Origin of the sequence: Buchnera aphidicola (Anoecia corni) (genome assembly GCF_964056675.1) — a bacterium.
Lineage (GTDB): Bacteria > Pseudomonadota > Gammaproteobacteria > Enterobacterales > Enterobacteriaceae > Buchnera_E > Buchnera_E aphidicola_B.
Genome location: NZ_OZ060371.1, coordinates 233,592 through 248,906, shown reverse-complemented (window position 1 = coordinate 248,906; position 15,315 = coordinate 233,592). Strand labels below are relative to the sequence as shown.

General features: G+C 25.8%; 15 protein-coding genes, 3 tRNA genes and 1 rRNA gene. 7 read left to right on the top strand and 12 right to left on the bottom strand.

The annotated features are described in order from the left end of the window. Positions 1 to 28: 28 nt before the first annotated feature. The 3 genes from rnc to acpS all read left to right on the top strand — a co-directional run bounded on the left by rnc (position 29) and on the right by acpS (position 2,028). The gene (rnc, locus tag AB4W63_RS01055) at positions 29 to 709 is read left to right on the top strand and encodes a ribonuclease III (RefSeq protein WP_367681170.1); all 681 of its coding nucleotides are present in this window, start codon (positions 29 to 31) and stop codon (positions 707 to 709) included. Next, entirely contained in the window at positions 706 to 1,554 is an 849-nt protein-coding gene (gene era / locus AB4W63_RS01050; RefSeq protein WP_367681169.1) for a GTPase Era, read from the top strand. Before rnc ends, era begins: the two co-directional genes overlap by 4 nt. A gap of 93 nt (positions 1,555 to 1,647) precedes the next feature. Continuing rightward, positions 1,648 to 2,028, top strand: coding sequence for a holo-ACP synthase (gene acpS, locus AB4W63_RS01045; RefSeq protein ID WP_367681168.1), 381 nt, complete (start codon positions 1,648 to 1,650; stop codon positions 2,026 to 2,028). 31 nt (positions 2,029 to 2,059) lie between these two features. Here the strand turns inward: acpS and tadA are convergent, their stop codons facing one another. The 7 genes from tadA to dnaQ form a co-directional block, all read right to left on the bottom strand. Next, complete coding sequence (gene tadA, locus AB4W63_RS01040) at positions 2,060 to 2,515, bottom strand: tRNA adenosine(34) deaminase TadA (protein WP_367681167.1); 456 nt, start codon at positions 2,513 to 2,515, stop codon at positions 2,060 to 2,062. A 35-nt stretch (positions 2,516 to 2,550) separates the two neighbouring features. Beyond that, entirely contained in the window at positions 2,551 to 3,024 is a 474-nt protein-coding gene (smpB, locus tag AB4W63_RS01035; protein WP_367681166.1) for an SsrA-binding protein SmpB, read from the bottom strand. A gap of 264 nt (positions 3,025 to 3,288) precedes the next feature. After that, positions 3,289 to 3,861, bottom strand: coding sequence for a nucleotide exchange factor GrpE (gene grpE / locus AB4W63_RS01030; RefSeq protein WP_367681165.1), 573 nt, complete (start codon positions 3,859 to 3,861; stop codon positions 3,289 to 3,291). 286 nt (positions 3,862 to 4,147) lie between these two features. After that, positions 4,148 to 4,603, bottom strand: a complete 456-nt coding sequence (gene gpt, locus AB4W63_RS01025) for a xanthine phosphoribosyltransferase (protein ID WP_367681164.1) — start codon at positions 4,601 to 4,603, stop codon at positions 4,148 to 4,150. A gap of 226 nt (positions 4,604 to 4,829) precedes the next feature. Beyond that, positions 4,830 to 5,420, bottom strand: a complete 591-nt coding sequence (lpcA, locus tag AB4W63_RS01020; RefSeq protein ID WP_367681163.1) for a D-sedoheptulose 7-phosphate isomerase — start codon at positions 5,418 to 5,420, stop codon at positions 4,830 to 4,832. Positions 5,421 to 5,704: 284 nt separating this feature from the next. Then, positions 5,705 to 5,778, bottom strand: a tRNA-Asp gene (locus tag AB4W63_RS01015). 68 nt (positions 5,779 to 5,846) lie between these two features. Further along, positions 5,847 to 6,548: a DNA polymerase III subunit epsilon gene (gene dnaQ, locus AB4W63_RS01010; protein WP_367681162.1), complete on the bottom strand. Its 702-nt coding sequence runs from the start codon at positions 6,546 to 6,548 to the stop codon at positions 5,847 to 5,849. 50 nt (positions 6,549 to 6,598) lie between these two features. On the opposite strand from dnaQ, the gene rnhA reads away from it, so the two are divergent. The 3 genes from rnhA (at position 6,599) to AB4W63_RS00995 (ending at position 7,887) form a co-directional block, all read left to right on the top strand. Further along, complete coding sequence (rnhA, locus tag AB4W63_RS01005; protein ID WP_367681161.1) at positions 6,599 to 7,057, top strand: ribonuclease HI; 459 nt, start codon at positions 6,599 to 6,601, stop codon at positions 7,055 to 7,057. Between the two features lie 96 nt (positions 7,058 to 7,153). Next, positions 7,154 to 7,279, top strand: a complete 126-nt coding sequence (locus AB4W63_RS01000; RefSeq protein WP_367681160.1) for a hypothetical protein — start codon at positions 7,154 to 7,156, stop codon at positions 7,277 to 7,279. 14 nt (positions 7,280 to 7,293) lie between these two features. Continuing rightward, positions 7,294 to 7,887: an MBL fold metallo-hydrolase gene (locus AB4W63_RS00995; RefSeq protein WP_367681159.1), complete on the top strand. Its 594-nt coding sequence runs from the start codon at positions 7,294 to 7,296 to the stop codon at positions 7,885 to 7,887. Between the two features lie 18 nt (positions 7,888 to 7,905). Here the strand turns inward: AB4W63_RS00995 and AB4W63_RS00990 are convergent. From AB4W63_RS00990 to AB4W63_RS00980, 3 genes are all read right to left on the bottom strand, one after another. Next, positions 7,906 to 7,978, bottom strand: a tRNA-Ala gene (locus AB4W63_RS00990). Between the two features lie 101 nt (positions 7,979 to 8,079). Next, positions 8,080 to 8,156: transfer RNA gene (locus AB4W63_RS00985), tRNA-Ile, on the bottom strand. Between the two features lie 66 nt (positions 8,157 to 8,222). Then, positions 8,223 to 9,774 (bottom strand): 16S ribosomal RNA (locus AB4W63_RS00980). 364 nt (positions 9,775 to 10,138) lie between these two features. Here AB4W63_RS00980 and argS point away from each other — a divergent pair. After that, positions 10,139 to 11,872 (top strand): arginine--tRNA ligase, encoded by a 1,734-nt coding sequence (gene argS, locus AB4W63_RS00975; protein WP_367681158.1) that lies wholly within the window; start codon positions 10,139 to 10,141, stop codon positions 11,870 to 11,872. Positions 11,873 to 11,978: 106 nt separating this feature from the next. On the opposite strand, the gene flhA is transcribed toward argS, so the two are convergent. Together flhA and AB4W63_RS00965 are read right to left on the bottom strand one after the other, a co-directional pair. Then, complete coding sequence (gene flhA / locus AB4W63_RS00970; RefSeq protein WP_367681157.1) at positions 11,979 to 14,093, bottom strand: flagellar biosynthesis protein FlhA; 2,115 nt, start codon at positions 14,091 to 14,093, stop codon at positions 11,979 to 11,981. A 28-nt stretch (positions 14,094 to 14,121) separates the two neighbouring features. Next, the gene (locus AB4W63_RS00965) at positions 14,122 to 15,243 is read right to left on the bottom strand and encodes an EscU/YscU/HrcU family type III secretion system export apparatus switch protein (RefSeq protein ID WP_367681156.1); all 1,122 of its coding nucleotides are present in this window, start codon (positions 15,241 to 15,243) and stop codon (positions 14,122 to 14,124) included. Positions 15,244 to 15,315: the final 72 nt, after the last annotated feature.

The window sequence follows — 15,315 nt, the reverse complement described above, 5'->3', positions numbered from 1 at the left end:
TATTAAATAAAATCTAAACTGGTATTGCATGAATTATAATGTAACTAACAAGCTTCAAAAAATGATTGGATATACTTTCAATCAAAAAAAAATTTTAGAACAAGCTCTTACTCACCGTAGTGCTAGTTCTATTCATAACGAAAGATTAGAGTTCTTAGGGGATTCTATACTTAGTTTTGTGATCACTAATGAACTATATAGTAATTTTCCAACTGTAAATGAAGGTGATATGAGTAGGATGAGAGCTACCTTAGTACGTGGAAAAACATTAGTAGAAATAGCTAACGAGTTCAATTTAGGACAATGTTTACAATTAGGACAAGGAGAACTTAAAAGCGGGGGAATACGCAGAGAATCTATTCTTGCAAATACCGTAGAAGCAATTATAGGTGGTGTTTTTTTAGATAGTAATATATATATTATTAAAAATTTAATACTAAAATGGTATAAATATAGATTAAAAAAATTAAACCCTAAACATACGCAAAAAGATTCTAAAACTAGATTACAAGAATACTTGCAATCTAAACATCTACCGCTTCCTTCTTATTTTGTTACTAATGTATTCGGTGAGTCACATAATCAAATTTTTACTATAAACTGTAAAATTAGTACTATTAAAAGTAATATAATTGGAATAGGTAAAAGCAGAAGAAAAGCAGAACAGTCTGCTGCTCAAAATGCATTATATAAACTGGGGATGGAGTGAATACTAAAAAAAAATACTGCGGAAAAATTTTAATTCTAGGAAGAACTAATACTGGAAAATCAACACTATTTAACCAACTTGTAGAAAAAAAATTATCTATTGTATCAAAAAAAAAAAATACAACAATTAAAAATATAATAGGTGCAAAAATAAGTTTAAATATTAAATATATATTTATAGATACACCAGGCATTTATAGTTCTAATGGAATCTATCTAAAAAGAATAAATAAAAATATTCAAAATATTCAACTTATTTTATTTGTACTAGAAAAAACTATTTGGACAACATATGATGAAGAAATATATAAATATATTAAAAACAAAAATGTACCTATTATCGTTGTAATAAACAAGATAGATCTTTGTAAAAATAAACAAATGTTATTACCATATATGAATTTTATTCAGAAAAAAATTAATCCTATATCTATATTTCCTATTTCGGCGAAAAAAAAATATCAACTTTCTATACTGTTGAATAATATCAAAAAATTTTTACCGGAAACAATTTATATAAATAAAAACAATATAGAAAAAATTAAAAACAACAGATACATGTACACTGAACTTGTTAGGGAAACTCTCTTTCATTATTTAAATAAAGAAATTCCATATAACATTGACGTAAAATTACATAAATTATACGTTTTACCTAATAAAGAAAAAAAAATATATATAGAGATTTTAATATCTAATAAAAATCACAAAAAAATTATAATAGGAAAAAATGGAAATAAAATAAAACGTATTTCTATTATGTCTAGAAAAAAAATTGAAATTTTTTTTAAAGAAAAAACTCATGTAATGTTAAAAATAGTTTTATTAAAAATACCTAATTTATAAATAAAAATCGGTGTCAGTAATAAAAAATAGAACTCTATATATTTATTAACATAAAACTTTAAAAAACTATTTTTATAAAAATTAGAGAATAAAATGGGTATATTAGGAATCGGAATAGATGTCGTAGAAATAAAACGTATTCACATATTAATTAAAAATATAAAAATAAAATTAGCACATAGAATATTATCTAATAATGAATTAAAAAAATATTTTTTAACAAAAAATACATCTATATTTTTAGCCAAACATTTTGCAGTAAAAGAAGCTTCTGCTAAAGCACTAGGTATAGGTATACAAAACGGAATATTTTTTAATAATTTTGAACTATACACAGAAAAATTAGGAAAACCAAAAATACGTTTTCTACACAACGCTAAATTGCTACAAAAAAAATTTAATATAAAACACATACATGTTTCTATAACAAAAGAAAAAAATTATATTCATGCTTTAGTGATTTTAGAAAACTAAAAAATATTAATTTAATACAACTATTATATGGTTATCTTCTCTTTTTTTTGAAGAAATTTAAAATAACATTCTTACATATGTAAGAAAATACACCCTTTTCAATTTTTAAAGAAGAAACAATGTTTTTTTCTTTATATTGACATAAAAAATTATACAATGAATCCAACTTTATATTTGAAGTTCCATATACTAATCTTTTAACTCGTCCATTTATTATAGCCCCTAAACACATCATACACGGTGCTAAAGTAACATATAGCGTTGTATCTAATAACCTATAATTTCTTATTTTCTTTCCTCCTTCTCTTAAAGCTAAAATTTCTGCATGAGAAGTAGGATCATAATTACAAATGGATTTATTATATCCACTACCAATCATTGTTTTATTAAGAACTAATACTGCTCCAACAGGAACCTCCCCGTTTTTTTCAGCTAACTTCGCTAATTTTATAGCATATTTCATCCAAACATAATCGAAATCAAACATCTATAGTCCTAGTTTTTAGTAAAATTATTTTTAAATCAAAATTTATTGTTGTTTTTTAATAATCTTTCTTTTTGCTTGTTCCACTCTCTTTCTTTAGTGCACTTTCGTTTGTCATACTTGCTTTTACCTTTTGCTAATCCTAAAACTACTTTACACCAGGCCTTTTTCCAGAATAATGATAAAGCTATAACAACATACTTTTCTCTACTCATTTTTCCATGTAAAAAACCTATCTCTTTTTTATGTAAAAGTAATTTTCTATCTCGCATAATATCATATTGAATATGAGATTCTAAAGTAGTAACAGGATTAAACCTAGAACCAAATAAAAAAACTTCTTCATTTCGAAAAATAATATAACTATTTTCAATATTTATTTGTTTTCTTCTTAAAGATTTAACTTCCCATCCCTGTAAACATAGTCCAGCTTCAATTTTTTTTTCAATAAAATATAAATATTTAGCTTTTTTATTTAAAGATATGCAACTATTTTTTATTTTTTTTTTCATATTTTGTAATTTTAACAATTAATCATCAGTAAATTACATGTAATAATTTATTTAATTTTCATAAAAATCATTTTTTGACTTATTACATAATCATAACTTTTCAATATAACACAATTAATAATCTAATGTTTTTAGATAGATATCTAAACATCTGATTATAACTAAACAAAAAATAATAATTTACTTCTAAAAAAAAGGTGTGTAATTCTTACTTATTATAAGTATATTTAATACAACACACCTTCTTTATAAGAAAAAATTTAATTATTTTTTTGATACTATTACCATAGCTGGTCTTAATAATCTTCCATTTAATAAATAACCATTTTGTACAATTGATAAAATATGATTTTCTTGAATAGAATTAGATTTTTGCATAGATATTGCTTGATGAACATTTGGATCAAATTCTACATTTATAGAATTTATGCTATCTACTCCAAATTTTTTTATTGTTAATAACAATGATTTTAAAACGCATTTTAATAAATTTCTGACATATACCTCTTTTTTATCTTGTTTTTCTATTAACAAACTATACGCTCGCTCTAAACTATCTATAGTTGGCAAAATTTCAAAAATTATTTTTTTTAAAGAGAATTTATTTTCTTTTTCTAAAATAACTTTTTTTCTATTGAAATGTTGTTCTTCATCATTTGTCAAATCACTCTTTGTGTTAATTAATTTTTTTTCTAATTCTAATAGCTTGCTTCGTAATTCGTTAAGTAAAAAATCGCTATCGTATTTTATATCATTATCATTCACATTATTTTTTATTGTTGTAATATTTGATTTATGGTTATTTAAATTTTTTTTATCAATTTTATTATTAGACATTTTTTTTTCTTTTTAGTCATATTTTTCTATTTTAGAAAATATTTTTAGGTATATTATATGTATTAAATAAACAAATGTTTAATATTTTAAAAAAATAACACTAATTATTATTATTTTTTATGCAATAACATAATATATAAACTAAAACATACTATTTTAAATTTTATAAAATAATTCTTTATGATAAAAAAAATTGAATTGAACTATATAACTATTAATTTTTACTTTTCATGTTTTTAAAATAAAAAACTATTATATATGTATGTTTATATAATTTAGACTTTAATCAATCACATAGTGGTGGAACATATAATAAATCCATATCCCACGGTTGTTCAATCCATGTACTTTGAGATATATCTACTACATAACGATCAACTAAACGTCTTCCCATCGGTTTAGCGAAAATAGTAACAAAATATAATTTTGGATAAGCTTCCTTTATTATTTTAGCAGTAGCACCAGTATCTACTAAATCGTCGACTATTAAAAAATCTTGTTTTATTTCTTTAGGTTCTTTTATTACTACAATATTGTTTTTTTTATCATGTTCATAACTAGAAATGCAAATAGTATCTACAAACCGTATATTTAACTCTCTAGCTAATAAAGCAGCTGGAATTAATCCTCCTCTACTAACTGCAAGAACACCTTTCCATTTTTTTATTAATTTTAATTGTGTAGCAAGCTTTCGACCATACATCTGTAACATGTCCCACGTAACAATGTATTTTTTATTCATAAAAGACATTCCTAATCTTTAAAAAAAACAAAAATAACTAAAATTAGTTATATTTAATTTAAATAAAAACCACACTAACTGTATATTCTTATAAATTATTTTTATAAAATATGATTTTCTGTAAAATAATATACATTCATAATTATGACATATATATTAAAAATAAACACACAAATAATATGTCTATTACTTTTGCTAGAAAATATATTTTATTCTTTTAAAAAAATTATTTAATAATATTCTTTTTCATTTTTATTTCTATTAAATATATCAATATATGAATAATTTTTATGTGCATTTCTTGAATTCTATCTGCATAACCAGTATAAGGTACACAAATTTCTATATTCGCTCTTCCTTTAACTTTTCCTCCATTATTTCCTGTTAAAACTATAACTTTCATATTTTTTTTATAAGCTGACTTAATAGCTCTTAAAATATTCTCAGAATTCCCTGACGTAGTAATAGCTAGTAACACATCCCCTTCTTTTCCTAACGTTGAAACAAATCTAGAAAAAACATAATTATATCCTATATCATTAGATACACAAGTAAAATAACTTGAGTCAGAAATAGATATAGCCGGATATCCTTTTCGTATTTTTCTATAACAACCAGTTAATTCTTCAGCAAAATGCATAGCATCACAATGTGATCCTCCATTTCCACACGAAATTACCTTTTTTCCTTTTTTAAAAGACTCAACTATTATATCAGCAGACAATTCAATTTTTTTAATATAAGATTTATGTTTTAAAAATTTTTCTAGTAGATTTAAAGAAGACTCTAATTCTTTTTTAATGATTCGTTCATACATGTAATAAAATCCTTAACTTTCATTTTCTTATCTAGAAGAAATATTTTTAATCTTAAATGAATATGTCATAATGAAATTAAATTTATTTAATCTGAAAAAGAATAAAACTTTCATATATAAAAAATAATATAACAATTAATATTAACTTATATATTAATAATATCAATATATTGTTATATTCTATTACCATGTAATGAAATACTGTTATTTTTCTTCAGGAAGGATATAAAACACAATATTTTTCTATAAATATACTTCGTTTTTTAAGTCAATATTGTATTTCACGGTGCGGACGGGGCTCGAACCCGTGACCCTCGGCGTGACAAGCCGATATTCTAACCTGCTGAACTACCGCACCAATTATTTTCTAATTAAAATTATCTTGAAATTAAAAGATAATTGATTTAAAAAAAATAGTCAAGATTTTTATGATAATTTAGTAATTTTTTTTATAAAAAATAAATAATCGTCATGTTTATGAATTTCTTTTTCATTTGCAAAAATTACTATGAATTTATACTTAATATGATTTTTTAACTTTGATTTAAATTTATAACTATTGTCAAAACACATAACTTTTTGATAACTAGTCATTTTTAAATATACTTTAGCAAGTAATTGTGAATCTAATAAAGCACTGTGCAATTTTCTACTTTTATTTTCTATCTTATATCTATCACATAAAGCATTTAAATTATTTTTCTTTCCTGGAAATAAGTTTCTAGCTATTGATAATGAATCTATTACTTTGTATTTTTTTTCTATATTTTTAATATGAAAATTTATTAACTCTAATTCATAATTTATAAATGCAATATCAAACATAGCGTTATGAATAATTAAATTTGAATTCTTTATAAAAGAAAAAAAAAATTTAACAACATCTTTAAATTTAGGTTTATCATGTAAAAAATTTTCAGAAATTCCATGAATATTATAAGCAGAATCATCTATAGTTCTATCTGGTTGTAAATAAGTGTGAAAAACTTTCCCTGTAATATTTCTATTAAATATTTCTATACATGATATTTCTATAATTCTATGTCCTTTATAAAAACATCCTTTACTATTCATACCTGTAGTTTCTGTATCTATAACAATTTCTCTTTTTGTTATCGTATTCATCATATATATAATATATTAAAATAAACTAATTGTTTAACAGTTGAATAAAATTAATGAATAAATCAATTATACTATTTACAGATGGTTCTTGTTTAGGAAATCCCGGTCCAGGTGGATATAGTGCTATTTTATATTATAAAAAATATAGAAAAATATTAACAGCAGGTTTCTATAACACTACTAATAACCGTATGGAATTAATGGCTGTAATAGTAGGACTAAAAGCTTTAAATCAATCTTGTAACGTTTCTATATATACTGACAGTCAATATGTTAAAAAAGGCACTAATATTTGGATCAAACAATGGAAAAAGAAAGGATGGTTTACTCCAAATAAAAAAAAAATTAAAAATATAGATTTATGGATTAAACTTAACAAAGTATTAAATTTACATAACACTACATGGATATGGATTAAATCTCATAGTGGAAATATAAAGAATGAATTATGTGATAAAATAGCTAAAACATCAGCAAAAAATCCACAATTCATAGATTTTTTATATAAATAAACAAAATACGTATATATATATACGTATATATATATTCATGTACGCATGAATTTATATTTTATGTTATAACCGTCCATTAAATAATTTAGGTGTATTATGATATTTTACGTTCGATCTTTAAAAAACAATTATATTTGGATTTTAAGCAAGAAAAAAAAATGTATTATAGTAGATCCAGGAGAAGCATTTAACGTTTTACAATTTATAAAAAAAAAAAATTAATATTAAATGCGATTTTGCTAACTCACCATCATCAAGATCATGTTTTTGGAGTTAAAGAAATAATATTATCATATCCAAATATTCCAATTTATGGTCCAGTAGAAACAAAAAAAGCAGGTACTAATATATATGTATTTAACCATGATGTAATCAATATCATGAATTTAAGCATAACAGTATTACATACTCCAGGCCATACAGAAGGTCACGTTTGTTACCTTTCAAATCCATATTTTTTTTGTGGAGATACTTTGTTTTCCGGAGGTTGTGGATATACTAAATACGAGAATTTATTAGATATGTTTAATTCATTAAAATTAATAAGTAAACTAAAAAATAATACTGCAATTTTTTGTTCTCATGAATATACAAAACATAATATAAAATTTTTTTGTTCTATATTAAAAAAAAATAAAATGTTAAATAAATTTTTAAAATTAATAGAAAATAAAAAAAGAACAGTACCTACTGTTTTAAAAAAAGAAAAAACTATTAATATGTTCCTATGCACTAATAAAAAAAATATAAAAAATTATATTTTTCCTAAATTAAATGTTTCTGAATTTGATTTTTTTAGGTATCTAAGAATAAAAAAAAATAACAATTAAATTTGTAAAGAAAAAAATTGGAGCTAAGCGGGATTGAACCGCTGACCTCCTGCGTGCAAAGCAGGCGCTCTCCCATCTGAGCTATAACCCCACATTTTCAATACATATAAATCTATTAATTTTTAAAAAATAAAATATACATATATATATATGTATATATATATATGTTATATATATTTTATATGCTAGTTTTGGTAGGCCTGAGTGGACTTGAACCACCGACCTCACCCTTATCAGGGGTGCGCTCTAACCAACTGAGCTACAAGCCTTTATCTTATAATGAAAAAGGCAATCAGAAAATTTGTGTGGGCACTACCAAAATAAGTAAAATTCTGTAAGGAGGTGATCCAACCGCAGGTTCCCCTACGGTTACCTTGTTACGACTTCACCCCAGTCATGAATCACAAAGTGGTAAGCTCCATCCAGATAAATCTGGTTAAGATACTTGCTTCTTTTGCAACCCACTCCCATGGTGTGACGGGCGGTGTGTACAAGGCCCGGGAACGTATTCACCGTGGCATTCTGATCCACGATTACTAGCGATTCCGACTTCGTGGAGTCGAGTTGCAGACTCCAGTCCGGACTACGATACACTTTATGAGGTTTGCTCACCTTTACAGGGCTGCTTCTCTTTGTATGTACCATTGTAGCACGTGTGTAGCCCTGATCGTAAGGGCCATGATGACTTGACGTCGTCCCCACCTTCCTCCGGTTTATAACCGGCAGTCTCTCCTGAGTTCCCAGCATAACCTGATGGCAACAGAAGATAAGGGTTGCGCTCGTTGCGGGACTTAACCCAACATTTCACAACACGAGCTGACGACAGCCATGCAGCACCTGTCTCATAGTTCCCTAAGGCACCTTCTTATTTCTAAGAAATTCTATGGATGTCAAGACCAGGTAAGGTTTTTCGCGTTGCATCGAATTAAACCACATGCTCCACCGCTTGTGCGGGCCCCCGTCAATTCATTTGAGTTTTAGCCTTGCGGCCGTACTCCCCAGGCGGTCGACTTAACGCGTTAGCTTCGGAAGCCATATATCTTAGAAACAACTTCCAAGTCGACATCGTTTACAGCATGGACTACCAGGGTATCTAATCCTGTTTGCTCCCCATGCTTTCGCACCTCAGTGTCAGTCCTCACTTAGGAGGCCGCTTTCGCCACAGGTATTCCTCCAGATATCTACGCATTTCACCGCTACACCTAGAATTCTACCTCCCTCTATGAAACTCTAGTTTTTTAGTTTCAAATGCAGTTCCTAGGTTAAGCCTAGGGATTTCACATCTGACTTAAAAAACCACCTACGTGCTCTTTACGCCCAGTAATTCTGATTAACGCTAGCACCCTCCGTATTACCGCGGCTGCTGGCACGGAGTTAGCCGGTGCTTCTTTTGTAAATAACGTCAAAAACAAAAGGTATTATCTTTTATTTCTTCTTCTCTACTGAAAGTACTTTACAACCCTAAGGCCTTCTTCATACACGCGGCATAGCTGCATCAAGCTTTCGCTCATTGTGCAAGATTCCCCACTGCTGCCTCCCGTAGGAGTCTGGACCGTGTCTCAGTTCCAGTGTGGCTGGTTATCCTCTCAGACCAGCTAGAGATCGTAGCCTTGGTAAGCTATTACCTCACCAACAAGCTAATCTCATCTGGGCTCATCCAAAAGCGTAAGGTCTATTAAAGATCCCCTACTTTGGTTTTTCAACATTATGCGGTATTAGCTACCGTTTCCAGTAGTTATCCCCCTCTTTAGGGTAGATTCCCAGATATTACTCACCCGTTTGCCGCTCGCCGACAAAAAACCGAAGTTTTTCTCGATGCCGCTCGACTTGCATGTGTTAAGCTTGCCGCCAGCGTTCAATCTGAGCCATGATCAAACTCTTCAATTGTAAAAAATAATTCTTAAAACTAAATTTCTTTGACTTAACTTAGCGTGCCCACACAAATTTTCTGATTTTTTTTTAAAGAGCGAAACTATATAAACTTTTTATAGATTACTAATATTTTAACATTTTGTCAATACTTTTTTTAAACTAAAATAAAATACTCTTTGCTTTAATCTAAATTTAATTATCATTATAATAAAATTTTGTTATACACTATTAATTATTTTTTTAATTTATTTTTTCTAATAAAATTCAAAATACTTCTATGTATTACTTTAATAATAAAAACTAATTTTTACTTATTTTCTACTACTGTTTTTAAATTACACAATATATACATCTATCTATCAAGCATATTGGGAAATATATGAATATTCAAAAATTACTTCAAAAAAAAATAAAACAATCTTTTTTAAAAAATAAAATTCCTAAACATTTTAATCCTATTATTCAATGTGTAACTAATAAACCAAATATACATTATCAAATAAACGGTATTATACAAATTGCTAATATACTTAAAAAAAACCCGTCTGAATTAGCAAAAAACATTATAAATATGAGCGAATTAAACCAATTATGTTCAAAAATTACCGTAACTTATCCTGGATTTATTAATTTAACTTTAAATGTACAATGGATACAAAAAAAATTAGAAAAATCATATACATGCTTTAGATTAAATATTTCTTATACTAATCCAAAAACTGTAGTAATTGATTATTCATCTCCAAATGTAGCAAAAGAAATGCATGTTGGACACCTAAGATCTACTATTATCGGAGACGCTACAGCAAGAATATTAGAATTTTTAGGAAATAAAGTCATTCGAGCTAATCATATCGGAGATTGGGGTATACAGTTCGGAATGCTTATTACTTATTTACAAAATAAAAAAAAAATAAATATATTAGAAAATATGCCTTTAAAAAAACTTGAAATATATTATAAAAAAGCAAAATTAAAATTTGATAAAGAAAAAAATTTTTTACAAAAAACAAAGAAAAACGTTGTTTTACTTCAATCTGGAGATTTACACGTTACTAAAATATGGAAAAAATTAGTAAATATAACAATAAAAGAAAATCAATTGATTTACGATCAACTTGGAGTATCTCTAAAAAAAAAACATATCTTAGGGGAAAGTTTTTACAGTAAACTGCTACCTTCCATTATTAATGATTTATTAAAACAAAAAATAGCTGTCATCAAAAAAGGTTCAGTAATCGTCTTTCTAAAAGAATTGAAAAATAAATTAGGAGATGATATGGGGGTAATTATACAAAAATCAGATGGTGCATTTTTATATATATCAACAGATATTGCTTGTCTTAAATACAGATTCAATGATCTGAAAGCAGATAGAATAATCTATTATGTAGATAGTAGACAACAACAACACTTTCAACAAATAGAAATAATATGTAGAAAATCAGGATATATAGCTAATAACTTCAAAATAGAACACCATATATTTGGAATGATGTTATCTAATGATAACAAACCTTTTAAAACTAGATCTGGAAAAAATATAAAACTAACTAAATTAATACACGAATCTATAGAAAGAGCTAAAGAAATTATTAAACAAAAAAATCCTGGTTTATTAGGCGAAAAATTAAATAAAATAGCTCATGTAATAGGAATAGGTTCTCTTAAATACGCTGATCTTTCTAAAAATAGAAAAATGAATTATGTTTTTAACTGGGATAACATGCTTCGTTTCGAAGGAAATACAGCATTATATATACAGTACGCCTATACAAGAATATTATCTATATTTAAAAAAAACAAAATTTCTCAATTTAATTTAAAAAATAATATTATTCTTTTAGAAAATCAAGAAATAAAACTAGGAATACAACTTTTACAATTTGAAGAAATATTATACTCTGCAGCAAAAAAAGGAGTTCCACATATTATATGTTCATACTTATATCGTTTATCTGTTTCGTTTTCTCATTTTTATGAAAAATACCCGATTTTTTTAGAAAATAAAATACATATAAAATACAGTAGACTCAAACTATCTGCGCTAATTGCAAAAACAATAAAAATAGGACTATCCTTATTAGGTATAAAAACAGTAGATTATATGTAATCTATTTCTAATAAAATGTCTTTTATTTAAAATATAAAATTCTAAACTGTACCAAGAATAATACTTTATATTTAATTTATTTTAAAACTTGTTATTGATACTAAATTTATTTATTTCTGTTTAAATTTGTTCCGATTATATCAATAATTTGTATATTTTTTTGATCTCCTATTTCTAACTGAGAAAGAACATTTAAATCTTCAAAATAAGGTCTTAAAAAATTTGACAGAAAGCTTCTTAAAGAATGTTTTACTACTAATACAATATTTTTACTTGTTATCTTTTTATCTAAAATAGAACGCGTAAGATCTTTTATTAAATAATCAGCTAATCCAGGTTCAATTACATAACTATCAGGATGAATAGACTGTAGTAAAATATTTTCTAACTTTATATCTAAAACACGTATTTGTATATTTTTTTCATCTTTGTATATTTTTTGAAGTATAGACTTCCTCAAAGATATCCGAACGTAAGACGTTAATTCTTTAACATTATTTTGAACATTTACATTTTCTATTATTGTTTCAATAATTGTTATCATATCTCTAATTGAAACATTCTCAACTAATAAGTTTTTTAATATTTTATGAAAAGATGTTAACGTAATAATATTAGGAATAAATTCTTCTACTAATTTTGGAGACACTTTACTTACTCTATCTAAAAGTTTTTGTGCCTCTTGTCGACCAAATAACTCATGTAAATTTTTTTTTATAATATAATGTAAATGTGTCGCTACTAAAGAAACTGGATCTACGATAGAATATCCACTGTTTTTCGCCTTTATTTGCAATGATTGATCTATCCAACATGCCGGCATTCCAAAAATAGGCTCTTTAACTATTTTTTCTGTTAAAACTTTCTTAACATTTCCAGTATTAATAGCTAATAATTTATTATAAAATGCATATTCCTTAACTACTTTTATCCCTTTTAAAAATATTTGATAACATGAATTAGGCAAATTATGATTATTTTGTATATGAACTACAGGTGGTAAAAATCCAATTTTTTGTGCAATTTTTTTTCTTATTCCTCTAATTTTAATTAATAAATTATTTTTTTTGCTTTCATCTACTATATAAATTAAACTACTTCCTAATTCTATTCCAATAGGATCTTCTAATCGTACATCATCCCAAGATACTTCTTTTAAATAAAAAGATCTTTTACTTTTTTTAAATTGTTCGTAAAACGAAAAATGTGATTGATTAATACCAGTACTGTATAAATAATATGATAATAAAAAAAGAAATCCAGTAAAACATAAAAAAACTAAATTAGGCATACCTGGAACTAAACCTAAAATACCGAGTACTAATCCACTTAATAAAATAACTTGCGGATTATTAAATAACTCACCTATCATCTGTTCTCCAACATTTTTTTTAGTAGTAACACGAGTCACTATCACTCCAGCAGCAGTAGAAATTACTAAAGCTGGAATTTGAGCTACTAATCCATCTCCAATAGTTAACAACGTATATACTTCTGCTGCTTCTTTCAAAGATAAACCATGTTGAACAACTCCTACAACTAAACCTCCTATTATATTAATAATCATAATTAAAATTCCAGCTATAGCATCTCCTCGAACAAATTTACTAGCTCCATCCATTGATCCATAAAAATCCGCTTCACAAGCTACTTTAAGTCTTCTTCTCTTAGCTTCTGCTTCACCAATTAAACCTGCATTTAAATCAGCATCTATTGCCATTTGTTTTCCTGGCATGCCATCTAAAGCAAACCTAGCTCCTACTTCTGCAACACGACCTGCTCCTTTTGTGATAACCATAAAATTAATGACAACTAATATAACAAATACTATCATTCCTATAGCAAAATTTCCTCCTACTAAAAAATGACCAAACGATTGTATAACATTTCCAGCTGATCCAGATCCAGTATGACCTTCCAGTAAAATAATTCTAGTAGAAGCTACGTTTAAGCCTAAACGTAATAACGTCGAAAAAAGCAAAACTGTTGGAAAAGACGAAAAGTTTAGAGTTGTTGTATTAAACATACTTACTAATATTATTATAATTGATAACACTATATTAAAAGTAAAAAATAAATCTAATATCCATGGAGGTAAAGGAAGTACCATCATAGATAAAATCATTAACAATAAAATCGGTCCAGATAACAAATTCCAGGATATATAATTAGATTTTTTTAATGCATTAATACTGTTCTTTAATTTAAAAAAATTAAACATAGGCCTAACTCTTTTTCTTTATAAAAAATTATATAGTAAATGAACTTGCAGGTTTTTCAGGATATACACCACCTTCTTTCTTCCATTTTTTTAACTTCCACACCCATGCCAATATTTCTGCTAATATAGCATACAACGTCCATGGTACACGATCACCTATTTCAGAAGTATAATACAGAGATCTAGCTAATTTTACACATTCGAAAATAGGTATTTTATTCTTTTTAGCTATATTTTTTATTTTAAAAGCTAATATTCCCTTTCCTTTAGAAACTACAATTGGAGCCTCCATTGTCATCTCATTATATTGTATAGCAATAGCATAATGTAATGGATTAGTAATAATTACATCTGATTTAGCAACATTAGATGTAATTTTATTCCGTATAGCTATTTTCATAGCCCTTCTAATTCTTGATTTTATCTCTGGATTTCCATGTATTTCTTTATATTCTTCTTTAACTTCTTCTTTAGACATCTTTATTTGTTCAAAAAAAATAAACTTTTTCCAAAAAAAATCTAATGTAACCACTGGAATAAAACTTAACATACATAAAAAAACACATTTTTCTATCAGAGTAAAAGAAAAAATAAAACCATTTATTGGTTCGTATGTTGATAAACATAAAAAACTTTGCGAATTTACATTATTAAAAAACAAATAAAACATTATAAAAACAATAACAAAAAATACTTTCAATACTATTTTCAATAACTCTATAAATGAATTAATAGAAAAAATATTTTTAACTCCTAAAAAAATATTTAAAATATTTAATCTAAATTTTATAAATCGAAACTTTATAATAAAATTACTAAAAATCACTGGAGAAATATAAGATATTAAAAAAATACCTATAAATAATGGTAAAATTGTTCTTATTATTTTTTTACATAAAAAAATACTGGATGAAAATACATCAATTTCATAAAAAATAATGTTATGATCAAAAATTAAATATTGATTAATTATATCTAATAAATTATTAATTATTTCTATTTTAAAAAACCATAGAATAAAAAAATAAAAACTTAGTACTAATATCGAGTTTAATTCGCTAGAATAACTATTATTTCCTTTTTCAAGTGCTTTTTTTATTCTATGAACAGTAGCGTTTTCAGTTCTATTTTCATTTCCATCGTATGACAATGTATTAGCCTTATCTGTTTGTATAATATATTATATTATTAATATGTCTGTTATCAAATCTTTATATGATAT

Excerpts from the sequence above, each read along its gene's own strand:
- dnaQ (WP_367681162.1), bottom strand. The coding sequence starts at position 6,548 with ATGATGAATACGATAACAAAAAGAGAAATTGTTATAGATACAGAAACT.
- gpt (WP_367681164.1), bottom strand. The coding sequence starts at position 4,603 with ATGAATAAAAAATACATTGTTACGTGGGACATGTTACAGATGTATGGT.
- rnc (WP_367681170.1), top strand. The coding sequence starts at position 29 with ATGAATTATAATGTAACTAACAAGCTTCAAAAAATGATTGGATATACT.
- AB4W63_RS01000 (WP_367681160.1), top strand. The coding sequence starts at position 7,154 with ATGATATTTTACGTTCGATCTTTAAAAAACAATTATATTTGGATTTTA.
- rnhA (WP_367681161.1), top strand. The coding sequence starts at position 6,599 with ATGAATAAATCAATTATACTATTTACAGATGGTTCTTGTTTAGGAAAT.
- argS (WP_367681158.1), top strand. The coding sequence starts at position 10,139 with ATGAATATTCAAAAATTACTTCAAAAAAAAATAAAACAATCTTTTTTA.
- smpB (WP_367681166.1), bottom strand. The coding sequence starts at position 3,024 with ATGAAAAAAAAAATAAAAAATAGTTGCATATCTTTAAATAAAAAAGCT.
- flhA (WP_367681157.1), bottom strand. The coding sequence starts at position 14,093 with ATGTTTAATTTTTTTAAATTAAAGAACAGTATTAATGCATTAAAAAAA.
- grpE (WP_367681165.1), bottom strand. The coding sequence starts at position 3,861 with ATGTCTAATAATAAAATTGATAAAAAAAATTTAAATAACCATAAATCA.
- lpcA (WP_367681163.1), bottom strand. The coding sequence starts at position 5,420 with ATGTATGAACGAATCATTAAAAAAGAATTAGAGTCTTCTTTAAATCTA.
- tadA (WP_367681167.1), bottom strand. The coding sequence starts at position 2,515 with ATGTTTGATTTCGATTATGTTTGGATGAAATATGCTATAAAATTAGCG.
- acpS (WP_367681168.1), top strand. The coding sequence starts at position 1,648 with ATGGGTATATTAGGAATCGGAATAGATGTCGTAGAAATAAAACGTATT.